Source organism: Micromonospora lupini str. Lupac 08, from assembly GCF_000297395.2.
GTDB classification, from domain to species: Bacteria; Actinomycetota; Actinomycetes; order Mycobacteriales; family Micromonosporaceae; genus Micromonospora; species Micromonospora lupini.
In genome coordinates, this window is the sequence record NZ_HF570108.1 from 5767102 (window position 1) to 5789068 (window position 21967).

The 21967-nt window shown below is 71.6% G+C and carries 20 protein-coding genes; 9 read left to right on the forward strand and 11 right to left on the reverse strand.

Annotated features, from left to right (window positions below; all coding sequences use genetic code 11):
- Positions 1 to 7: 7 nt before the first annotated feature.
- Both MILUP08_RS27300 and dnaG read right to left on the reverse strand, forming a co-directional pair.
- The gene (locus MILUP08_RS27300) at positions 8 to 544 is read right to left on the reverse strand and encodes a hypothetical protein (protein WP_007463860.1); all 537 of its coding nucleotides are present in this window, start codon (positions 542 to 544) and stop codon (positions 8 to 10) included.
- Positions 545 to 2425 carry a DNA primase gene (gene dnaG / locus MILUP08_RS27305; RefSeq protein WP_007463862.1) on the reverse strand — a complete coding sequence of 627 codons (1881 nt, stop codon included), beginning with the start codon at positions 2423 to 2425 and terminating at the stop codon, positions 545 to 547.
- A 135-nt stretch (positions 2426 to 2560) separates the two neighbouring features.
- Here dnaG and MILUP08_RS27310 point away from each other — a divergent pair, with 135 nt between their 5' ends.
- Positions 2561 to 3766 carry a low temperature requirement protein A gene (locus MILUP08_RS27310; RefSeq protein ID WP_007463864.1) on the forward strand — a complete coding sequence of 402 codons (1206 nt, stop codon included), beginning with the start codon at positions 2561 to 2563 and terminating at the stop codon, positions 3764 to 3766.
- Between the two features lie 8 nt (positions 3767 to 3774).
- Here MILUP08_RS27310 and MILUP08_RS27315 read toward each other — a convergent pair whose 3' ends face one another.
- The 3 genes from MILUP08_RS27315 to MILUP08_RS27325 are packed head-to-tail and all read right to left on the reverse strand — an operon-like array spanning position 3775 to position 6272.
- Positions 3775 to 4605: a siderophore-interacting protein gene (locus MILUP08_RS27315; RefSeq protein ID WP_007463866.1), complete on the reverse strand. Its 831-nt coding sequence runs from the start codon at positions 4603 to 4605 to the stop codon at positions 3775 to 3777.
- A 14-nt stretch (positions 4606 to 4619) separates the two neighbouring features.
- A complete protein-coding gene (locus MILUP08_RS27320; RefSeq protein WP_007463868.1) occupies positions 4620 to 5870 on the reverse strand; it encodes a deoxyguanosinetriphosphate triphosphohydrolase in 1251 nt (416 codons plus the stop codon).
- A gap of 48 nt (positions 5871 to 5918) precedes the next feature.
- Positions 5919 to 6272 carry a VOC family protein gene (locus MILUP08_RS27325; protein WP_007463870.1) on the reverse strand — a complete coding sequence of 118 codons (354 nt, stop codon included), beginning with the start codon at positions 6270 to 6272 and terminating at the stop codon, positions 5919 to 5921.
- Positions 6273 to 6521: 249 nt separating this feature from the next.
- Here MILUP08_RS27325 and MILUP08_RS27330 point away from each other — a divergent pair, with 249 nt between their 5' ends.
- A complete protein-coding gene (locus MILUP08_RS27330; RefSeq protein ID WP_007463874.1) occupies positions 6522 to 7022 on the forward strand; it encodes a roadblock/LC7 domain-containing protein in 501 nt (166 codons plus the stop codon).
- Positions 7023 to 7074: 52 nt separating this feature from the next.
- Here the strand turns inward: MILUP08_RS27330 and MILUP08_RS27335 are convergent, their stop codons facing one another.
- Positions 7075 to 7533: a MarR family winged helix-turn-helix transcriptional regulator gene (locus MILUP08_RS27335; RefSeq protein WP_007463875.1), complete on the reverse strand. Its 459-nt coding sequence runs from the start codon at positions 7531 to 7533 to the stop codon at positions 7075 to 7077.
- A gap of 76 nt (positions 7534 to 7609) precedes the next feature.
- Here MILUP08_RS27335 and wrbA point away from each other — a divergent pair, with 76 nt between their 5' ends.
- Positions 7610 to 8290, forward strand: a complete 681-nt coding sequence (gene wrbA / locus MILUP08_RS27340) for an NAD(P)H:quinone oxidoreductase (RefSeq protein ID WP_007463877.1) — start codon at positions 7610 to 7612, stop codon at positions 8288 to 8290.
- Between the two features lie 83 nt (positions 8291 to 8373).
- Positions 8374 to 9744: an MFS transporter gene (locus MILUP08_RS27345; RefSeq protein ID WP_202805241.1), complete on the forward strand. Its 1371-nt coding sequence runs from the start codon at positions 8374 to 8376 to the stop codon at positions 9742 to 9744.
- A gap of 91 nt (positions 9745 to 9835) precedes the next feature.
- On the opposite strand, the gene ppdK is transcribed toward MILUP08_RS27345, so the two are convergent.
- Positions 9836 to 12544, reverse strand: a complete 2709-nt coding sequence (gene ppdK, locus MILUP08_RS27350) for a pyruvate, phosphate dikinase (RefSeq protein WP_007463881.1) — start codon at positions 12542 to 12544, stop codon at positions 9836 to 9838.
- Positions 12545 to 12803: 259 nt separating this feature from the next.
- On the opposite strand from ppdK, the gene MILUP08_RS27355 reads away from it, so the two are divergent.
- Both MILUP08_RS27355 and MILUP08_RS27360 read left to right on the forward strand, forming a co-directional pair.
- Positions 12804 to 14549, forward strand: coding sequence for a beta-N-acetylhexosaminidase (locus MILUP08_RS27355; protein WP_007463884.1), 1746 nt, complete (start codon positions 12804 to 12806; stop codon positions 14547 to 14549).
- Positions 14550 to 15200: 651 nt separating this feature from the next.
- Positions 15201 to 15860: a C39 family peptidase gene (locus tag MILUP08_RS27360; protein WP_007462754.1), complete on the forward strand. Its 660-nt coding sequence runs from the start codon at positions 15201 to 15203 to the stop codon at positions 15858 to 15860.
- A gap of 478 nt (positions 15861 to 16338) precedes the next feature.
- Here the strand turns inward: MILUP08_RS27360 and dusB are convergent, their stop codons facing one another.
- The 4 genes from dusB to MILUP08_RS27380 all read right to left on the reverse strand — a co-directional run bounded on the left by dusB (position 16339) and on the right by MILUP08_RS27380 (position 19915).
- Positions 16339 to 17511 (reverse strand): tRNA dihydrouridine synthase DusB, encoded by a 1173-nt coding sequence (gene dusB, locus MILUP08_RS27365; protein ID WP_051065832.1) that lies wholly within the window; start codon positions 17509 to 17511, stop codon positions 16339 to 16341.
- Positions 17512 to 17575: 64 nt separating this feature from the next.
- Positions 17576 to 18955 carry a glycine--tRNA ligase gene (locus tag MILUP08_RS27370; protein ID WP_007463889.1) on the reverse strand — a complete coding sequence of 460 codons (1380 nt, stop codon included), beginning with the start codon at positions 18953 to 18955 and terminating at the stop codon, positions 17576 to 17578.
- Between the two features lie 114 nt (positions 18956 to 19069).
- On the reverse strand, positions 19070 to 19549 hold the full coding sequence (locus MILUP08_RS27375; RefSeq protein ID WP_007463891.1) for a hypothetical protein: 480 nt from the start codon (positions 19547 to 19549) through the stop codon (positions 19070 to 19072).
- A gap of 24 nt (positions 19550 to 19573) precedes the next feature.
- A complete protein-coding gene (locus MILUP08_RS27380; RefSeq protein WP_007463893.1) occupies positions 19574 to 19915 on the reverse strand; it encodes an antibiotic biosynthesis monooxygenase family protein in 342 nt (113 codons plus the stop codon).
- Between the two features lie 29 nt (positions 19916 to 19944).
- Between MILUP08_RS27380 and MILUP08_RS27385 the strand changes: the two genes are divergently transcribed.
- From MILUP08_RS27385 to MILUP08_RS27395, 3 genes are read left to right on the forward strand one after another with little or no spacing between them, the layout of a single operon-like run.
- The gene (locus MILUP08_RS27385) at positions 19945 to 20202 is read left to right on the forward strand and encodes a hypothetical protein (RefSeq protein ID WP_007463895.1); all 258 of its coding nucleotides are present in this window, start codon (positions 19945 to 19947) and stop codon (positions 20200 to 20202) included.
- 54 nt (positions 20203 to 20256) lie between these two features.
- Entirely contained in the window at positions 20257 to 21207 is a 951-nt protein-coding gene (locus MILUP08_RS27390; protein ID WP_007463897.1) for a metal ABC transporter substrate-binding protein, read from the forward strand.
- Positions 21204 to 21965, forward strand: a complete 762-nt coding sequence (locus MILUP08_RS27395; protein WP_007463899.1) for a metal ABC transporter ATP-binding protein — start codon at positions 21204 to 21206, stop codon at positions 21963 to 21965. Before MILUP08_RS27390 ends, MILUP08_RS27395 begins: the two co-directional genes overlap by 4 nt.
- Positions 21966 to 21967: the final 2 nt, after the last annotated feature.

Sequence of the window (21967 nt, forward strand, 5' to 3'; positions counted from 1 at the left end):
CGACCGGTCAGCCGTCCACCGGAGCGGTGGCGGCCCGTGCGGCGGCGACCAGCCGGTCGGTCTCGTCGAGCACTGCCGCGTCGTCCGCCGGGGTGCCGGGATCGAGGCGGACCGTCCAGGTCAGACCGTCCACGCCGGCCACCCGCCGGGCCGCGACCCGGGCGGCGCCGCCGGGCACCGGGTGGTGTTCGGTGTACGCGACGGAGCGCGTCACCCGGGCCCGCACCTGGTGGGGCAGCTCACCCGGGTCGAGCAGCAGGTACGTCTCGGCCGGCCCGTCGGCGACCACCGTGTGGCCGTCGCGCTCGGCGACGGTCTCGGCGGGCGTGACGGTCAGTTCCCGGCCGGACCAGACGGCCTTGAGGACGTCGTGCCAGCCGATGCGGTGTCCCCGACCGGGCAGCCACAGCCCGAGGTTGCTGGCCACGACGACCCCGTCGCCCTCGCCGTTGCCCGCCGCCGACCAGGCGAGCACCCGTTCGTCGGCGGCAAGCGGCGGCCGGTCGGCCGGCGGCAGCTTCGGCTTGCGGCTGAACAGTCCCATCTAGAGCCCTCCCGCGGCCTGCTCGCGCAACGCCCGGGCATGCTGCTCCAGCGAGAGCAGTTCGCCGAAGGCGGCGAAGTACTCGTCCTTGTTGTTGACCGGGTTGATCCGCTGGATGCGCGACTTGAGGTCGCGGATCCGGGCCGTCACCGACCCGAACTGCACCCGGGCCATGGTGATCGACACGTAGCGTGGGTCCGGTTCGCCGTCGATCCGCAGCGGCTCCACGGCCAGTTCGCCGACCAGCGCCGCCGCGGCCAGGTCGTCGCAGGCGTCGCGGACCTTCTCGATCCACACGGCGCCGCCGGTCGCCGACACGGCCCCACCGGCCGCCGCGACTGCCGTCCGCACGGCGACGTGCACCGGGTGGCGGTATTCGGTGGCCTCGACCGCGTCGAACATCGGCCCGGCCAGCACCGGCTGTTGCAGGGCGAGCTTCAACGCCTCGCGCTCGACCATCGACTGCGGGCTGTCCAGGGCCGGCTCGGGGCGGGCCGGGGCGGATCGCGGGGCGGGCGCGGCGTCCCGTGCGCCGGGGGGCGGGGTGTTGGCGGCGGCGAGCACCGCCCGCTGCACCGGCTCGATCTCCATCCCGAGGTCCATGGCGAGCTTGCGGACGTACTCCGGGCGTTTTTCCCGGTCCTTCAGTTGCGCGACAAGCGGCGCGGCCCGGCGCATCGCCTCGACCCGGCCGTCGACGGTGTCCAGGTCGAAGCGGCTGATCTCGTGGCGCAGCGCGAAGTCGACGAGCGGCTCGCGCCGGGCGACCAGGTCGCGGACCGCCAGGTCTCCCTTGGCCAACCGCAGGTCGCACGGGTCCATGTTGTCGGGGCTGACCGCGATGAAGGTGCGGCCCACGAAGCGCTGGTCGTCGGAGAAGGCGCGCAGCGCCGCCTTCTGCCCGGCGGCGTCCCCGTCGAAGGTGAAGATGATCTCGCCGGCCACCGAGTCGGTGTCCAGCAGGAGCCGGCGCAGCACCCCGATGTGGTCCGCGCCGAACGCGGTGCCGCAGGTCGCCACCGCCGTCGTCACCCCGGCCAGGTGGCAGGCCATCACGTCGGTGTAACCCTCGACGATCACCGCTCGGCCCTGCTTGGCGATCTCCCGTTTGGCCTGGTCGATGCCGTAGAGCACGTGCGACTTCTTGTAGATCGGCGTCTCGGGGGTGTTCAGGTACTTCGGGCCGTCGTCGTCGTCGAAGAGCTTGCGCGCCCCGAAGCCGATCACGTCGCCGGCCAGGTCCCGGATCGGCCAGAGCAGCCGGCGCCGGAACCGGTCGATGAGCGTGCCCGAACGGGACTCCCGGGACAGCCCGGCGGTGACCAGCTCCTGGTGGGTGAAGCCCTGCTGGCGCAGGTGCTTGGTGAGCAGGTCCCAGCCCTCCGGCGCGAACCCGCACCCGTAGCGCTCGGCGGCGGCCCGGTCGAAGCCCCTCCGGGCCAGGAACTCCCGGGCGGGCCGAGCGCCGGCGGTGCTGAGCTGCGCCCGGTAGAACTCCACAGCGGCGGCGTGCGCGGCGACCAGGCGCTGCCGTTGGCCCTGCTGGGGGCGGGGACGCGGGGTGCTCCGGTCGTCCTCGACGTAGCGCAGTTGGATGCCGGCACGCCCGGCCAGCCGCTCGACCGACTCGACGAAGCTGAGGTGCTCCGCGTCCATCAGGAACTTGATCGCGTCGCCGCCCTCGCCGCAGCCGAAGCAGTACCAGACGTTGCGGGCCGGCGAGACGTTGAACGACGGGCTCTTCTCGTCGTGGAACGGGCACAGGCCCTTGAGGTTGCCGCCGCCGGCGGACTTCAGGGTGACCGTCTCGGAGATCACATCCCCGATCGAGGTGCGTTCCCGGACCAGTGCGATGTCCTCGTCCCGGATCCGCCCAGCCATGCGCCACCCCCTCGGCCTACATCCTGCCCTGCCGGACCGGGGACACGCCGGCCGGGGGACGCCGGTGTGGCGACCGCCGCTGCCGGCTCGCCGGTTCCGGCCCGGCCGCCGGGCCCGCGCGGGGACCATGACCAGATGCGCAGGGTACGGACCGGACCTCCCCACCTGCCGAGTTGGTTGGCCACTCGGATGGGTCTACGCGGACTGACCCCGCGCGCCGACGAGGCCGGTCACCGGCACGCCACCTGGTTGGAGCTGTTCCTCGACATCATCTTCGTGTACGCGCTGGCGGCGGTGGTGGCCCGGCTGGGCAACGAGCCGAGCCCGTCGCCGACGGCCGTGCTTGCGGTGATCGGGCTCTTCGTGGTGATCCAGTGGGCCTGGCTGGGGCAGGTCTACTACGACACCCGGTTCGACCCGGACGACGCGCTGCACCGACTGCTGGTGCTCGTCGCGTTGATCGGCGCGGGGGCGATGACGCTCGGGGTGGACGAGGTGCCGGAGAGCGTGCTCCTGCCGGTCGGGTACCTGATCGTGCGGGGCGTGCTGCTCCTGCTGTACCTGCGGGCCCGCCCCACCAGCCCGATGGCCCGCATGGTGACCACGATCTACCTGATCGGCTTCGGGTCGGGCTGGCTGATCTGGCTGGTGTCGCTGCCCGCGCCCACCGAGCTGCGCCCGGCGCTGTGGATCGTCGCGATGGTCATCGAACTGTCCACGCCCTGGGTCGGCGCGCGCTGGCTCAACCGCTGGCCGGTGGACAACCGACATCTGCCGGAACGGATCGGACAGTTCACCATCATCGTGCTGGGTAGCGCGCTGGCCAGCCTGCTCTTCGCCGTGCCGGACCATCCCGGCCCCCACATGATCCTCACCGCCGGACTGGCCTTCGTGATACCGGCGGCCGTCTGGTGGGTCTACACCACCTTCGTCACCACCCGCCTGCTCCAGAGTCGGCTGCGCGGCGGGCAGGCGTACAGCTTCCTGCACATCCCGCTCGGCGGCGCGCTGCTGCTGCTCGGCTGGGCGCTCGGGCAGGTGGTCCGGCTGGTCGACGACAACGCCGCCCGGCTGCCGCTGGAGCTGCGGCTGCTGCTGGGCGCGTCCATGGTGGTCTGGACGTTGTGTGGCCTGGCCCTGTACTGGTTGTGGACCCGACCCAGCCGCGCCCGGTTGGCGATCTCCGCCTACGGGGTGCTCTCGGTCTCCCTGATCACCGCGACGGTGCACCGACCGAGGGTGATGCTGTCGCTGCTCGCCCTGGCGGTCGTCGGGTACGCCGTGCTGCTCAGCCGGCGGCTCACCCAGGCCGGAGCGGCGAACCGCACGCCCGAGGAGTGAGCCGCCCCTCAGGCGGCGGTGGCCTCCTCGGCTGCCACCTGGTTGTTCCAGTCGGCCTTGGTGGAGCGCCAGCCCTCGTCGTCCATGCCCCGCCGCCAGTAGCCGGAGATGGAGAGCTGGTCGAGGGGTACGCCCCGCTCGCCGCGCAGCAGCCGGCGCAGGTCCCGAACGAAGGCGGCCTCGCCGTGCACGAACGCGTGCACCCGACCGGCCGGGAACTCCAACGCCCGTACCGCCGCGACAAGCGCCTCGCCCACCGGGCGGTCGCCCCGGTGCAGCCAGGTCAGCTCGACCGCCCCGGGGCTGAGCAGCTTCTGCTCGTCCACCGGGTCGGCGATCTCCACGAAGACCCGGGCCGGGGCGCCCAACGGCAACCGTTCCAGGGCCGCGGCGATCGCCGGCAGGGCGCTCTCGTCACCGACCAGGAGGTGCCAGTCCGCGTCCGGGTCGGGCGCGTACGCCCCGCCGGGGCCGACGAAGTGCACCGGGTCACCCGGGCGCAGCGCGGCGGCCCACGGGCCGGCCAGCCCCTCGTCGCCGTGGTGCACCACGTCCACCGTCAGCTCCCCGGCCAGCGGGTCCCACCGCCGCACGGTGTACGCGCGCAGCCGGGGCCACTGCTCCCGGGGCAGGTCCCGGCGGATCGCGGCGAGGTCCAGCGGCTGCGGGTACGCGACACCGGGGTGCGGAAAGACCAGCTTGATGTAGTGGTCGGTGAACTCGCCCACCGGCAGGCCGGTCAGCTCATCCCCACCGAGGACGAGCCGGATCAGGTGCGGGGTGGGTCGCTCGGTGCGCAGCACCTGGACCGCTGTGACGTTCCTTGGGCGTTCCGACATGCACTTAGGTTAGCCTAAGTTGTCGCGGAGGCCTCCGCCGGTGCGCCGCCGACGAGACGGGCGTGCCAACTTGTCGCGGCCGGGTCGGTGAGCGAGGCGATCTGGTCGATCACCACGCGCAGTCGGGCGGCGTCGTCCGGGGCGGCCCGCCACAGCGGGGCGAACACCGGGTCGAGCCCGTCCGGCGCCCGTCGGACCAGCGCCGCCGCCAGCTCGGCGAGCATCGTCCGCTGCCGCTCGTAGCGACCCCGGAAGCCGGAGCGCCGCATCACGTAGCGCAGGGCGATGCCCTTGAGCAGCGCGCACTGTGCCCGGACCTGTCGCGGCACCACCAGGTCGGCGGCGTAGCGGCGGTGCGGCCCGGGGCCGTACCGTTCCTCGGTGGCCGCCACCGCCGCCGACACGAACCGCCCGGTCAGGCCGCTGGTGGTGGCCTTCAACGCGACCAGGGCGCGGTGGCTGCCGTCGTAGGAGGCGAGCGGGGCGAGCAGCGGGTCGGCCAGCAGCTCGATCAGCACCTCGGCCAGGTCGCCCGGAGACTCCCCGGAGTAGGTGGCGGCCACGTCGGCGCAGAGCGCCGCCCGCTCGTCGGCGTCCGCGAGCAGCGGGCGCAGCACCACGTACCCGCCGTGGATGCCGTCCTCCACGTCGTGCACCGAGTACGCGACGTCGTCGGCCCAGTCCATCACCTGCGCCTCCAGGCAGCGCCGGTCGCCGGGCGCACCGGCCCGGATCCAGCCGAACACCGCCGCGTCGTCGGCGTACACCCCGAACTTGCGCTGCCCGTCCCGACGCGGCCAGGGGTACTTGCCGATCGCGTCGAGCGAGGCCCGGGTCAGGTTCAGCCCGGCCGACGAACCGTCCGGGGCGAGCACCTTCGCCTCCAGCCGGGTCAGCACCCGCAGCGTCTGCGCGTTGCCCTCGAAGCCACCGCAGGGCGCGGCGAGCAGGTCCAGCGCCGCCTCGCCGTTGTGCCCGAACGGCGGGTGCCCGAGGTCGTGGGCGAGCCCGGCGACGTCCACCACGTCCGGGTCGCAGCCCAGCCGGGCGCCCATCTCCCGGGCGATCTGGGCCACCTCAAGCGAGTGCGTCAGCCGGGTCCGCAGGAAGTCGTCGGTGCCGGCGGTGTGCACCTGGGTCTTGGTCGCCAACCGGCGAAACGCCGCGGAGTGCAGCACCCGGGCACGGTCACGCTCGTACGGCGACCGGCGGTGGCCGGTGTCCTTGGGCGGCTCCTCGACCAACCGGTCGTCCGCGCGGTTCACCGCTCACGATTCACTGTTGTTCGCGACTGCGAGGCTCGCAAACCCGGCTCACTCCTCGCGCTCACGGAGAACGCAGAACTCGTTGCCCTCCGGGTCGGACAGGACCGTCCACTCGACGTCACCCTGGCCGACGTCGACGTGCCGGGCACCCATGTCGACCAGGCGCTCGACCTCGGCCTCCTGGTCGGCCGGGCGCAGGTCGAGATGCAGGCGGTTCTTGCGCTCCTTGCCGTCGGGCACCGGCACGAAGATCAGACCGGGAAGGCGGTCGGCGGACTTGCGGATCTCCACCTCGTCCGGCCTCTCGGCGACGACCTGGTAGCCGAGCGCCTCGGCCCACCAGCGGGCCAGTCGGGCCGGATCGCGGGCGTCGATGGTCAGGTTCTCCCAGACGCTTGTCATACAACCACCTCTCCCGTCGACGGCGGACACCGCCGGCCGTGTGTGAGCGAGCCAAGGTTACGCCCGCCGATGCCGCTCGGCCCGCCCGCGACGCAGCACCGGCGGGCGCGCAACCGCCGATCGGCCCCCAGTTGCCGACCGATCGCCCTGGGTTACGGGCTCGCGGGCGGGAGTGGCCGCCGGTAGCGTTCCCAGCGCGGAAAGTGACCAACCGACCGAGACGCGCAGCCGACCACTAGGGAGACGCTCGTGGATGCAGACACGGTGGTGGGAACGGAACTGCTCGGGCTGCGCCGACGCCGACCCGAGGTCGCCGGCGCCGTGCTGGCCGGCACCGACGGGCTGCTCATCTCCAGCGACCTGCCGAGCACCGACGCCACCCACCTCGCCGCGCTCGCCGCGGCCAGCTACGGGCTCGGTCACCGGGTCGCCGACACGGTCCGGCGGGGAGAGTTCCGCGAGTCGGTCGTACGCACCACCGACGGGTGCGTGGTCACCTACCCGGCCGGGCGCAGCGCCCTGCTGACCCTGGTCACCGCGTCGGCGGCGGAGGATCTGGAAGGGCTGCACGAGGAGGCTCGCGCGGTGGCGCGCCGGGCCGGCCGCGTGCTGGACACCCGTGGCGGCGGGATCGGGGCCACGGCGGTGCCCGACGCGCACGCGCCGCTGGCCGTGCGTACCCCGATGGCGACCCTGCCGACGCAGTTGCGCCGCTCGGCCCGACCCACCTGGCGTCGCCCGCCGATCTGAGCGCAAACGCCAAACCTCCTCGACGGCACAGCTCGGGCCTGCTGCACAAGAACTAGCCGGCGGCCGTGTGGGTGGTCGGACGCCTGGTGTCGACGTTGCCGGTCATGGCGTTGAGGATGGCGGGTAGTTCGGCCACGGTCTGGGCGGGCAAGCCGGTCACGGTCTCCTCCGCCAGGCCATGCCACAACTCCTTGACCTGGTCGGCAAGCGCCTTGCCACTGTCGGTGAGTTCGACGATGCTGGCGCGCTTGTCGGAGGGAGCGGGCCTGCGGCGGATGTGGCCGGAGGCTTCGAGCTTGCGGGTCATGAGCGTGACGCTTGGCGGCTCACAGCCGAGCGCCTCACTGAGCTGGGCTTGAATCCTCGGGCCGGTCCGGTCGAGTTCGAGCAGGAGTGCCTCTTGGCCGGGGTGCAGGCCGAGCGGGGCCAGCAACGCGGCGGCCCTGGCCCGGTGGCGCAGGCTCAGCAGGCGGATGGCCTGGTTGAGGGCGTCGGCGTACTCGAAGTCCACGAACTCTCCTTGACAGATTAGTTATGCGCATAACATTATGCGGATAACTAATTCTAGCAACACCGAGGAGCCGGGCATGACCGTGAAGGTCGCTGTCATCTACTACAGCGCGACAGGCAGTGTGCACACACTCGCAGAGGCCGTCGCCGAGGGGGCCGGCTCGGCCGGGGCCGTCGTGCGGCTGCGGCGGGTCGCCGAGCTGGCACCCGACAAGGCGATCGACCAGAACCCGCAGTGGCGGCGGCACGCCGACGCGACCGCGTCGATTGCCCAGGCATCCCTCGAGGACCTGGCATGGGCCGACGCGTACGCGTTCGGGACGCCGAGTCGATTCGGCGCGCCGGCCGCGCAGCTCAAGCAGTTCATCGACCAGGCCGGCGGACTGTGGCGGGAGGGGAAGCTGGCCAACAAGCCGGTGACCGCCTTCACCTCGGCGTTCAACCGGCACGGTGGCAGCGAGGCAACAATCTTGTCGCTGAGCAACGTCTTCTACCACTGGGGGTCGCTGATCGTGCCGCCCGGATTCACCGATCCGGTCGTTTCCGCGGCAGGCGGCAACCCCTACGGCACGTCGCATGTGGCCAGCCCGAACGGAGACGGCCCCGATGCCGCGGCGCTGGACGCGGCCAGGTACCAGGGACTTCGGCTAGCCACGATCACACGTCAGCTGCTGGGCGACCACGTCGTCGCCGATGCCGTCGTGGGTGACGGAGACAGCCACAGAGCTCTCGCCGAAGCAGCCTCCCGGACCGTGTGAGCGGTGGGTAAGCAGGGAGAAAAGTCATGACAAGCACCAGCACCGCAACTCAGCGGGCCACGCTGCGGGCCGGATCCTCCTGGATGGTCCTGGCGCTGGCATCCGCCTGCCAGTTCATGGTGATCCTGGACGTTTCCATCGTCAACGTCGCGCTGCCGTCGGTCCAGCGGGATCTCGGCTTTACCGCCACCGGCCTGGCCTGGGTGGTGAATGGGTACGTGCTTACTTTCGCCGGCTTCATGCTGCTGGGTGGCCGGACCGTCGACCTGTTCGGCCTGCGCCGGATGCTGGTCGCCGGGCTGTTCCTGTTCTCCGCCGCAAGTGTGGTCGGTGGCCTCGCGCCCGCTCCGGAGGTCCTGGTGGGAGCCCGCGTCGCGCAGGGCGTGGGCGCCGCGATGCTGGCCCCGGCCACGTTGGCCGTGATCAACACCTACTTCACCGAGCCGCAGGCGCGGGCCCGGGCGTTCGGCGCGTGGTCCGCCTCGGGTGGTGTGGGCGGGATGGCCGGCGCGCTCGCCGGCGGTGTCATCACCACGGGCCTGTCGTGGCGGTGGGTCTTCCTCATCAACGTACCGGTCGGCGCCATGCTGATCGTGCAGGCCATGATGTCGCTGGTCGGCAGGCGAGCCAGCCGGCGAGAATCGCTCGACCTCGGTGGCGCGGTCACGGGCACGGCGGGGCTGGCAGCGTTGATCTACGGGATCATGCAGAGCGCCGTCCACGGCTGGATGTCCGTGCGGTTTCTCGGGCCAGCCGTGGCGGGCCTGCTCCTGCTCGTCGTCTTCGCCGTGGTGGAGGCGCGTGTCGCCACCCAGCCGATGGTGCCCCTGCGGCTGTTCACGATCCGGGCCGTGGCCGCCAGCAACGTCATGTTGCTGCTGTTCGGCGGGATTGCCATCGCAATGTGGTATTTCACGTCGCTGTTCATGCAGAACGCCCTCGGCTACAGCGCACTTGAAGCCGGGCTCGGGCAGACACCCGCGGCGGTGACGTTCGTGGCGATCGCGCGTCTGTCCGCCAACCTGCTGCCCCGAACCGGTGCACGCCCTCTGGTACTGGCCGGCAGTGTCTGCTTCGTGGCCGGCTTCGGCTGGCTCGGCCAGGCCCATACGGACAGCGATTACGTCACAAGCGTGCTCGGACCCACGCTGCTCATCGCCGTCGGTATCGGCCTGACCTTCCCCACCCTGATGGCTGCGGCCACCGCCGACGCACCCGAAGGCGACGCGGGCATCATCGGCGGCCTGGCCAACACCGCCAGCCAGGTAGGTGGCTCGGTAGCCCTGGCCGTACTCGCCACAGCCGCCAGCGCCAAGGTCGGAACGGACGCCGCCGACGCGGGCACTCCTGCCGCCCTCGCCGCCGGCTACGACCTGGTCTTCCTCATGGCAGCCGGGATCGGCCTGGCTATCGCGATAGTCAGCCTGCTGCTACCACGGCATCGCCCCGGCTGACCACGGCGGCGCGGCGGAGCACCGAGTAGAGGCATCTGGGACACGACCACCTCCGTCCTCGGTGCTGCGCCGCATGACCCGCCGCCACTGCTCAGCGGCTGTCCGACCCGTCCGTCTCCACGACGGCCCGGCCGGCCTCCAGGCGCGCCACCGGCACCCGGAACGGCGAGCAGGAGACGTAGTCCAGGCCGACCTCGTGGAAGAAGTGCACCGAGTCCGGGTCGCCGCCGTGCTCACCGCAGACACCGAGTTTCAGCCCGGGCCGGGCGGCCCGACCCTCCTCGGCGGCGATCCGCACCAGTCGGCCGACGCCGTCGCGGTCGATCGACTCGAACGGCGAGATGCCGAAGATGCCCAGCTCCAGGTAGCGCCAGAAGAACGCGCCCTCGACGTCGTCGCGGGAGAAACCCCAGCCCATCTGGGTCAGGTCGTTGGTGCCGAAGGAGAAGAACTGCGCCGCCTCGGCGATCTGGCCGGCGGTCAACGCCGCCCGGGGCACCTCGATCATCGTGCCGATCAGCACCTCGACCGCCTTCTCCCGGGTCACCTCCTCGATGATCTTCTCGGCCTCGGCGCGTACCGTCTCCAGCTCCTGCACCGCGCCGACAAGCGGGACCATGATCTCCGGCTTGGGGTCGCCGCCGGACTGGGCGCACTCCACCGCGGCCTCGACGATGGCCCGGACCTGCATCGCGAACAGGCCGGGGATGACCAGGCCGAGGCGGACGCCGCGCAGCCCGAGCATCGGGTTCTCCTCGTGCATGCGCCGGACGGCGGCGAGCAGCGCCTCCTCCTTCGCCACGTCCTCGCCGCGTTCCTGGGCGACCGCGACGTTGACGGCGAGCTGCTCCAACGGCGGCAGGAACTCGTGCAGCGGCGGGTCGATCAGCCGGACCGTGACCGGCAGCCCGTCCATCTCCCGGAAGATCTCCACGAAGTCGGCCCGCTGCAACGGCAGCAGCGCCTCCAGCGCCGCCTCCCGCTCGTCCGCGGCGCGCGCCAGGATCAGCCGCTCGACCAGCTCCCGCCGGTCGCCGAGGAACATGTGCTCGGTGCGGCACAGCCCGATGCCCTCGGCGCCGAAGCGCCGGGCACGGGCCGCGTCCGCGCCGGTGTCGGCGTTCGTGCGGACCGCCAGCCGCCGCTTTCCGTCGGCGTGCGTCATGATCCGGTGTACGGCACGGACGAGCGCGTTGTCGATGTGCTCGGGGTCGAGGCTGCCCTCGAAGTACTGCACGACCTCCGAGGGCATGACCGGCACCTCACCGAGGTACACCTTGCCGGTGGTGCCGTCGATCGAGACGACGTCGCCCTCGTTGACGGTCTGCCCCGCCACGGTGAACCGCTTCGCCGGCACGTTCACGTCGATCGCGTCCGCGCCGGAGACGCAGGTCTTGCCCATGCCCCGGGCCACCACGGCGGCGTGGCTGGTCTTGCCGCCGCGCGAGGTGAGAATGCCCTGGGCGGCGATCATGCCGTTCAGGTCGTCCGGATTGGTCTCCCGGCGGACCAGGATCACCGACTTCCCCTCGGCGGCCAGCTCGACGGCCCGGGCGGAGGTGAAGACCACAGTGCCGGATGCCGCGCCCGGTGACGCGCCGATGCCCGTGGCGACCGCCTCGAACTCGTGGTCGAGCTGGAAGCGGGGGAACATGAGCTGGGCGAGCTGCGCCCCGTTGACCCGGTGCAGCGCCTCGTCCAGGTCGATCAGACCCTCGTCGACGAGCTGCCCGGCGATGACGAACGCGGCGGCGGCCGTCCGCTTGCCGACCCGGGTCTGCAACATCCACAGCTTGCCGCGCTCGATGGTGAACTCGATGTCGCACAGATCCCGGTAGTGCTCCTCCAGCCGGGCCATGATGCCGAGCAGCTCGTCGTAGGAGGACTTGTCGAGCTGCTCCAACTCCTGCAAGCCGACCGTGTTGCGGATGCCGGCGACGACGTCCTCGCCCTGCGCGTTGGCCAGGTAGTCGCCGTAGATGCCCTGCGCGCCGCTGCCCGGGTCGCGGGTGAAGGCGACGCCGGTGCCCGAGTCGGGGCCCAGGTTGCCGAAGACCATCGTCACCACGTTGACCGCGGTGCCGAGGTCGGCCGGGATGCGCTCCTGGCGGCGGTAGAGCACCGCGCGCTCGGCGTTCCACGACTCGAAGACCGCCCGGATGGCCAGGTCGAGCTGCTCACGCGGCTGCTGCGGGAACTCCCGACCGGTGTGCTTGGCGAAGATCTTCTTGTACGCGTCGACAAGCCCCCGCAGGTCGTCGGCGTCCAGGTCCAGGTCGTCGTGGGTGCCCTTGGCGCTCTTGGCCTCGTCGAGGGCGTGCTCGAACTCCTCGCCCGGCACCTCGCAGACGGTCTTGCCGAACATCTGGATCAGCCGCCGGTAGGAGTCCCAGGCGAACCTGTCGTTCTGACCTGCCTGCGCGGAGAGCCCGACCACGCTCTCGTCGTTGAGGCCGACGTTGAGGACGGTCTCCATCATGCCGGGCATGGAGAACTTGGCACCGGAGCGGACGGACACCAGCAGCGGGTCCTGCGGGTCGCCGAGGCGCTTGCCCATCGCCCGTTCCAGCGCCTCCAGGTGCGCCTCGATCTGACCGGCGAGGCCGTCCGGCTCCCGCCCGGTCGTGAGGTACGCCTGGCAGGCCTCGGTGGTGATGGTGAAGCCGGGCGGGACGGGCAGGCCGAGGTTTGTCATCTCGGCGAGGTTGGCCCCCTTGCCGCCGAGCAGGTCCTTGAGATCCTTGTTGCCCTCGGAGAAGTCGTAGACGTACTTGTGTTCGTCGGTCTCTTGCGCTGCCACCAGGAGCCTCCCACGCGCGCCGGATTGACACTTAACGAAGGTTCAGGGCGAAGGTTAAGCGAAGATCGGGCGGCCTGGGACCGTTCGGTGACAATAGGCACAGCCATCACGACTATCCGCGTTCGTACCGGTTTTTGGGAACGCTTCCACGCGCACGATCACGCAATATCCCCGGTCCTCGTATTGTTGACGCCACTGGTTCCACCGAAGCTCACTTTTGCCATATCCGACGCGAATAACCCCCTCCGGAGCCGTCGTCGTGTCATCCCTTCCGCTCTCCTCTCCCGCCCCCGAGCCGAGTGCCGAGCCGACCGCCGCCGAGTCGACCCCGACGGCCACCCCCGCCGACGCGGCCGCGCTGCCCGCGCACCGGCCGGAGGCCGGCGACCTGGCCGTGCTCGCCGCGCGGGCGGCCGGCGACGACCTGCTCGCCCCTCCGGTACGCCTCGACACCGTCGTACCGGCACCGGAACGGGTCGAAGCGGACCCCGGCGCCACCTTCGTGCTCACCGGGGACACGGCCATCCGGGTCAGCGCCCACCCGGGCGCCCGCGAGGTGGCCGACCACCTCGCCGCGTTGCTCCGACCGGCAACCGGGTTCCCCCTGCCGGTCGCCGACACCCTCGAGGCCGGGCCGACCGGCACGCTGACGCTCACCCTGGCCGCCACGCCCGCCGGCCCGGTCCCCGCACCCCCCGCCGACCTCGGCGCGGAGGGCTACCGGCTCGACGTGACCGCCACCGAGGTACGCGTCGTCGCCGACACCGCGACCGGCCTCTTCTACGGCGTGCAGACGCTCCGGCAGCTCCTCCCCGCCGCCGTGGAGAGCCCGACCCCGGTGACCACCCGCTGGGCGCTGCCCGGTGGCACGATCCTCGACCGCCCCCGCTTCCCCTACCGGGGCGCGATGCTCGACGTGGCGCGGCACTTCTTCGCCGTCGAGGACGTCCTGCGGGTGATCGACCACCTCGCCCGCTACAAGCTCAACCACCTGCACCTGCACCTCACCGACGACCAGGGGTGGCGCATCGCCGTCGACTCCTGGCCGAAGCTGGCAGACGTCGGCGGGGCGAGCGAGGTCGGCGGCGGCCCCGGCGGCCACTACACCAAGGCCGACTACCGGCGGATCGTCTCCCACGCCGCCGCCCGACACGTCACGCTGGTCCCGGAGATCGACCTGCCCGGCCACACCAACGCGGCGCTCGTCGCGTACCCCCAGCTCGCACCGGACAAGCTCGCGCCACCGCCGTACACCGGCACCGAGGTCGGCTTCAGCTACGTCGACCCGGCCGACGAGCAGACGTACGATTTCATCGCCGACGTGCTCGGCGAGGTGGCCGCCCTCACCCCAGGGCCGTGGCTGCACATCGGCGGCGACGAGGCGTTCAAGGTCAAGGGCGCGGTCTACACCGACTTCGTGGAGCGGGCGCAGCGGATCGTCGCCGACACCGGCAAGGCCGTGGTGGGCTGGCACCAGCTCGCCCCGGCCGCGCACCTCGACGGGCGGGTCCTGCAGTGGTGGGGCACCGACGCCGACGATCCCACCACGGCCGACGCGGTCCGCCGGGGCGCCCGACTGATCCTCTCCCCCGGCAACCACGCCTACCTGGACATGAAGTACGCCGAGGACACCCCGATCGGGCACGACTGGGCCGGCCTGATCGACGTACGTCGGGCGTACGACTGGGATCCGGGCACGCACGTCGCCGGCGTGCCCACCACTGCCGTTCTCGGCGTGGAGGCCCCGCTCTGGACCGAATCGGTCACCTCGCTCACCGACATCGAGTTCATGCTGTTCCCCAGGCTGCCCGCCATCGCCGAACTCGGCTGGTCGCCCCGGGCCGCACACGACTGGGCCGGGTTCCGCGAGCGCCTGGCCGGGCACGGCCCGCGCTGGTCCACCGCCGGGATCACCTTCCACCGGGCCCCCGAGATCCCCTGGCCGGCGACGCCCACGATCCCCCGGCAGGACCGCGCACCCCAGAACGGCCCGACAACCCCGTAGGTCTCCGCTGGCAGGTGATCGGCTCGGGTTCCATGAGGTCGCGGTGTCCGACCCGCCCGGACACCCCGATTTCACCGAACCCGAGTCGATCATTCCGGTCGGAGGTGGATGCCCGTTTCCGGCTGGGCGGTTTGGGTGGTTTCGGGTGTCGCCGTCCCGTGGCCACCGGCACTCGGGGGGCGGAATCGTGGGTCCGGCGGGGTCGTTATACCTGACATGCCGCCGCGACCCCCGGGCCGCGGCGCACGGCAGCCGCCGGGAACACCCGACCGGCCGCCACGGTTACATCCCCCGCACGACCGGGCACCACGAGCGGCCCGCCTGCGCGGCGGTCGCCGGGAACACCCGACCGGCCGCCACGGTTACATCCCCCGCACGACCGGGCACCACGAGCGGCCCGCCTGCGCGGCGGTCGCCGGGAACACCCGACCGGCCGCCACGGTTACATCCCCCGCACGGCCCAGCATCACCGGCCGGGCATCGTCCGGAAGCCCTCGGCGGAATGACTCGCCACCCGGACCGGTTACACCCCCGGACACCCGAGCAGGCCCCCCGAGCCGCCGGGCAGATCCCCCGAAGACTTCCCGCCCGGCACACACCCCCCGTTTCGTGTGCCGACGCGTATCCCCCGATGCAGAGGAGCACGCCATCATGCGTACCGATCTGATCCGTAAGACCGCTCTGACCGCTGCGGGCCTGGCCTTCACCGGCGGCGCCATCGCCGGCCCCGTCACCGCCGCCTACGCGGCCTCGGACGCCAAGCCTGTGTCGCAGACCCAGACCGACCGCAAGAACCACGGCGAGCGGGAACTGGGCGTGCGCTACGAAGCCCAACCCAACTTCTACTACTGCGGCCCCGCCGCCACCCGCAACGCCCTCAGCGTCCAGGGCAAGAACATCAACGTCGACGACATGGCCAAGGAAATGGGCACCACCGAGGCCGGCACCAACAGCATCAACGACATCACCCCGGTGCTGAACAAGGAGACCGGCAAGGCCGACGCCTACCACTCCGTCGAGATCAGCAAGCCCGACGCCGACGCCAAGCAGACCGACCAACTGCGCGCCGACATCGTCAAGACCGTCGACAACGGCCGCGCCGTCGTCGCCAACATCGCCGGCACCAGCACCGACACCGACGGCAACACCCACTCCTACGAGGGCGGGCACTACATCAGCGTCGTCGGCTACCACGACAACGGCAACACCGTCACCATCGCCGACTCCGCCGACCCCAACACCGCCGCCTACCAGATCACCGTCGAACACCTCGCCGACTGGATCGCCACCCGCGGCTACGCCACCAGCTGACCCGCGCCAGCACACCACCGAAAGGGCCGGACCCCACCAGGGGCCCGGCCCTTTCGGCATGACCGGGTCACTGTCCAGAGCACGGCAGGCCACCCCGCCGACCTCGGCACGGGTCCTTTGGAGCTGATGTCGTAAACGAATCGGGGGGGAGTGGCCGACGGAGCCGAGAACGAATCCGGGGGGTGGCCGACCGAGCCGAGAACGAATCGAGGGGCGACCGACCGAGCCGAGAACGAATCGAGGGGCGACCGACCGAGCCGAGAACGAATCGAGGGGCGACCGACCGAGCCGAGAGCGAATCAGGGGATGGCCGACCGAGCCGAGCGGGTGATTCGTTCACGACATCAGCTCGATAGGACGTCGAACTCATCTGCTCAGCCCCTGCGCGCCGAGGCCGCGTTCGGAAAGGACGTTCGCGGGGCGTCTCTGCTCAGCCGACCAAGGGCTCAGCCGACCGAGGGCTCAGCCGACCGAGGGCTCAGCCGCCGGAGTCGTCCATTTCGGCGCCCTCGGGAACGGTGTCGTCGTCCCGGCTGGCCAGCCAGCCGTCCGGGAGGAAGACCTTGCCCGGCGAGTTGGTACGCCCGCGTGGCTGACCCAGGGCGGCCACCGGGAACGGCTCCGCCGGGTCGAGCTTGCCGAGCAGGTCGTCGAGCTGGGCCAGGCTCTCGATCATCGCCAGCGAGCGACGCAGTTCGCCGCCGACCGGGAAGCCCTTCAGGTACCAGGCGACGTGCTTGCGGAAGTCGGTGCAGCCGTCCCGCTCACCCCGGGCGGGGTTGCGGGCGCCGGCCACGAACTGGTCGACGAGCAGCTCGGCGTGCCGGCGCATGGTCACCGCGACCTCGCCGAGGGTGGGGAGACGCCGTTCGGGACGCCCGTTGAAGGCGGCCTCCAGGTCGGCGAAGAGCCACGGCCGACCGAGGCAGCCACGGCCGATCACCACGCCGTCGACGCCGGTGTGGGCGACCATCCGCAGCGCGTCGTCGGCTTCCCAGATGTCGCCGTTGCCGAGCACCGGCACGTCGAGGGCCTGCTTCAGCGTGGCGATCGCGTCCCAGTCGGCGGTGCCCGAGTAGCGCTGCGAAGCCGTCCGCCCGTGCAGGGCCACCGCGGCCACGCCGGCGTCCTGGGCGGCGAGCCCCGCTTCGACGTACGTCAGGTGGTCGTCGTCGATGCCCTTGCGCATCTTCACCGTGACCGGCACCCCGGAGGGCGCGGCGGCGTCCACCGCGGCCCGGACCAGGCGGGCGAAGAGCCGGCGTCGCCACGGGAGCGCCGCGCCGCCGCCCCGGCGGGTGACCTTGGGGACTGGGCAGCCGAAGTTGAGGTCGATGTGGTCGGCCAGGTCGCGCTCGACGACGATGCGCACGGCGGCGGCGGTGACCTCCGGGTCGGTGCCGTAGAGCTGGAGGCTGCGCGGCTGCTCGTCGTCACCGAACGCGATCATGCGCAGCGTCTTCGGGTTGCGCTCGACAAGCGCACGAGTCGTGATCATCTCGCAGACGTAGATGCCGCCGCCCTGCTCGCGGCAGAGCCGGCGGAACCCGACGTTGGTGATCCCGGCCATCGGCGCGAGCACCACAGGCGGCGACACCTGGTACGGCCCGAGGGCCAGCGGGCGCAGCGCGGGAACGGTCGAGGCGGTCACCGCACAAGTGTACGGGGCCCCGACCGGCGCTTTCCGCGTCGGCCGGGGCCCCGTGCCCACCGTCTCAGCAGCCGGGGAGGCGCTCGATCAGGTAACGCTCGACCTGGTCCAGGGAGACCCGCTCCTGACCCATGGTGTCGCGGTTCCGCACCGTCACGGCGTTGTCGTCAAGGGTGTCGAAGTCGACGGTGACGCAGAACGGGGTGCCGATCTCGTCCTGCCGGCGGTAACGGCGGCCGATCGCCTGCGAGTCGTCGAACTCCACCACCCAGCGCTTGCGCAGCAGCGTCGCGAGGTCCTTCGCCTTGGGCGAGAGCGCCTCGTTGCGCGACAGCGGCAGCACCGCCACCTTCACCGGGGCCAGCCGCGGGTCGAACCGCATCACGGTGCGCTTGTCCACGCCGCCCTTGGTGTTGGGCGCCTCGTCCTCGTCGTACGCCTCCAACAGGAAGGCGAGCACCGCGCGGGTCAGACCGGCGGCCGGCTCGATGACGTACGGCATCCAGCGCTCACTCTTGGTCTGGTCGAAGTACGACAGGTCGACGCCGGAGTGCTTGCTGTGCGTGGAGAGGTCGAAGTCGGTGCGGTTGGCGACACCCTCCAGCTCGGCGAACTCGGTGCCGCCGAACTGGAAGCGGTACTCGATGTCGACGGTGCGCTTCGAGTAGTGCGAGAGCTTCTCGGCGGGGTGCTCGTAGAGGCGCAGATTGTCCGCCGACAGGCCGAGGTCGAGATACCAGTTCCAGCGCTCCTGGAGCCAGTACTCGTGCCACTCTTCGTCGGTGCCCGGCTCGACGAAGAACTCCATCTCCATCTGCTCGAACTCGCGGGTCCGGAAGATGAAGTTGCCCGGGGTGATCTCGTTGCGGAACGACTTACCGGTCTGCGCGATGCCGAACGGCGGCTTCTTGCGGGCGACCGTCTCGACGTTCTTGTAGTTGACGAAGATGCCCTGCGCGGTCTCCGGGCGCAGGTAGTGCAGGCCCTCGTCGCTCTCCACCGGGCCGAGGTAGGTCTTCATCAGGCCGTTGAACATCTTCGGCTCGGTGAAGGTGCCCTTGTTGCCGCAGTTGGGGCAGTTCAGCTCGGCGAGCGAGGTCGGCGGCTGGCCGTGCTTGGCCTCGTACGCCTCCTCCAGGTGGTCGGCCCGGAACCGCTTGTGGCAGAACTGGCACTCGGTGAGCGGGTCGACGAACTCGGCGATGTGGCCGGACGCCTCCCACACCTTGCGGGCCAGGATCACCGCGGAGTCGAGGCCGACGACGTCGTCGCGCTGCTGGACCATCGTCTTCCACCACTGCCGGCGGACGTTCTCCTTGAGCTCCACGCCGAGCGGACCGTAGTCCCACGCCGATCGGGTGCCTCCGTAGATCTCGCTGGAGGGGAAGACGAAGCCTCGGCGCTTGGCGAGGCTGACGACGGCGTCGATACGGTCGGCTGGCATGTTTCCTCCTACGCCGGCTGGCGGTCGGCGGGGGCGAGATGTGGATGGATCGGTCGGTTCGGGACAACGGTACGACCAGAGTCGTCCCGAGCCCAGCAGAATACCGGGGGCGGGTCAGCTCACCCCGCAGACCTCCATGCCGCCGGTCTGACCGTCCTGGCCCAGGCTGACCTGCTGCCGCTCCCGGTCGCCGCCGTCGAGGGTCACGTCGACCGGGACGGTCAGGTTGGTGGTGTCCACGTCACCCACCCGGAACGCGGTGACCTGCGGCTCGGCGGCGGCCCGCCGCTCGAACTCGGGGCGCGACTCGCGCCGCTGCGCGTCGTCGCAGAGCTGGTCGTACGCCCGGCCGTAGTTGTGCTCGACGAGCGCCTGGTAGTAGTCGCCGGTGACCGTGCGGCCCTGCTCGCGGATCGCCTGCACGCCGCTCACGGCGAGGCCGACGACTGCCGTGCCTCCCCCGCCGCAGCAGATCACCACGGCGAGGGCGCCGACGCCGAGGCCGATCCAGAGCCGGGTCCGGCGGCCCTCGGTGGGCGGCGCGGCGAACGGCGGAGCCACACCGGGACCGGGCGGCGGGGCGGGTGCGGTCATAGGAGCAGCGTAGTGTCCTGCCGCTCAGCGGTAAGGACCCGCAGCCCGATCACTCTCGGCGACCACCACGGCTCCCCCGGGCGCGGCGCTGGCCAGCGCCTCGTACGCGGACGGTTCGTCGACCGACTCGGCGAGCAACGGCACCGCGCTCACCTTGACCTCGAACGCGCCCAACGCCCGCCGGTAGGTGCCGACCGACTCCCACTCGGTGACGAGTGACCAGTACCGGGGGTCGTCCAGGGCTCGGACCAGTTGGCCGCGCAGGTAGCCGGGGCAGGCGGCCAGCGCGGTGAGGGCGGCGTGCGCCCGTTCGGTGAAGCCGTCGGCGACATCGACGTCGACCACGAACCGGTTGGTCACCAGCACCTGGGGTTCCTCCTCGTAGAGTCTGTGGGATGCAGCGTACGCAGCGCCCTCTGCTGGCCCGGTTGGCCGGGGCGAACCCGACGTCGGTGTTCCTGCTCACCCTGGTGGTGGTGCTGGTGGCGTTCTTCACGCCGGGGGTGGTCGGCGGTCTGCTGACGTTGGCCCTCGCCGCCGTCCTGATCGCCCTGTTGGTGACCACCTGGCCGGTTCAGGCGCCGCAGACCCGGCTGATCCGGCTGCTGATGCTGACCCTGCTGGTCACGGTGGGTCTGGCGAAGCTGCTCTGACATGCAAGCATGCGTTTTTGACAATCATTGTCGTTACCACGGACAGTTGGGGACATGACCAACCGCACCACGTCCCGCGTCCTGGCCGCCGCGACCGCCCTGCTCGCCCTGGGCGCCGGCGCCGGCTGCTCCACCGGCGGCGCGGCCGGCGCCGATCCCCAACGGGTCGACGTGGTTGCCGCGTTCTACCCACTCCAGTTCCTCGCCGAGCGCATCGGCGGTGACGCGGTCCACGTGACCAACCTGGCCAAGCCCGGCGCGGAGCCACACGACCTGGAGCTGAGCCCCCGCCAGGTCGGCCAGGTCACCGAGGCCGAACTGATCGTCTACCTGAAGGGCTTCCAGCCGGCGGTGGACGAGACTGTCGCGCAGGACGACGACGCCCAGGTGTTCGACGTGGCCGGCGTGCAGCCGCTGTTGGACGCGAGCGCCGGTGGCCACAACCACGAGGGCGAGGAGGAACAGGGCGAGGAGCAGCACGGGCACGCCAAGGACCCGCACGTCTGGCTCGACCCGACCCGTCTCGCCGGCATCGGCGACCAGCTCGCCAAGCGTCTCGGCAAGATCGACCCGGACCACGCCGCCGACTACACCGCCCGGGCCACGGCACTGCGCGCCGACCTCACGGCCCTCGACGGCGAGTTCACCCAGGGCCTGGCGACCTGCCAGCGGCGGGAGATCGTGACCAGCCACGCCGCGTTCGGCTACCTGGCCGACCGCTACCGGCTCGACCAGGTCGGCATCACCGGGCTGACCCCCGACGTCGAGCCCTCGCCGCAGCGGCTCGCACAGGTCATCGAGGAGGCCAGGGAGCACCGGGCCAGCACGATCTTCTTCGAGTCGCTGGTCAGCCCGAAGGTCGCCGAGACCATCGCCGGTCAGGTCGGCGCGAAGACCGCGGTGCTCGACCCGATCGAAGGGCTCGCCGCCGGCAGCGGCTCGGACTACCTTTCGGTGATGCGTACCAACCTGCAGACCCTGCGGACGGCGTTGAGCTGCTCGTGAGCACCCCCGTCATCATCGTCGAGCACGGCGCGGTCGGCTACGACGGCCGCCCGGTGCTCCGGGACGTCTCGCTCACCGTGACCGCCGGGGAGGTGGTCGCGGTGCTCGGGGCCAACGGCTCCGGCAAGTCCACGCTGATCCGCGCGATCCTCGGCCTCGTGCCGCTGGGCGCCGGCTCGATCACCCTCTTCGACCGGCCGTTGCGCCAGTTCCGGCAATGGCAGCGCATCGGGTACGTGCCGCAGCGCCTCGGCGCCGGCGGAGGCGTGCCCGCCACGGTCCGCGAGGTGGTGGCCTCCGGCCGGTTGGCCCGCCGGGGCGTACTCCGTCCACCCGGCGCCGCCGACCGGGCCGCCGTCGACGCGGCCCTGCGCGCGGTCGGGCTCGCCGACCGGGCCAGCGACCCGGTGGCCACCCTCTCCGGCGGTCAGCAGCAGCGCACCCTGATCGCCCGCGCGCTGGCCGGCCAGCCGGAGCTGCTGATCCTCGACGAGCCCACCGCCGGTGTGGACGCGGCCAGCCAGGAGGCGTTCGCGGGCGCGCTGCGCGACTTCGTCGCCGACGGCGGGACGGTGCTGCTGGTGGCGCACGAGTTGGGCCCGCTGCGACCGGTGATCAGCCGGGCGGTCGTCGTCCACCAGGGCGGCATCTGTCACGACGGCGCGGTTCCGGACCCGGCCGGCCACCACGCGGAGCCCGACCACGACCACGTGCACCCGCACGGTCCCGACGAGCCCGCCGGGCTGTGGAGCAACTGAGA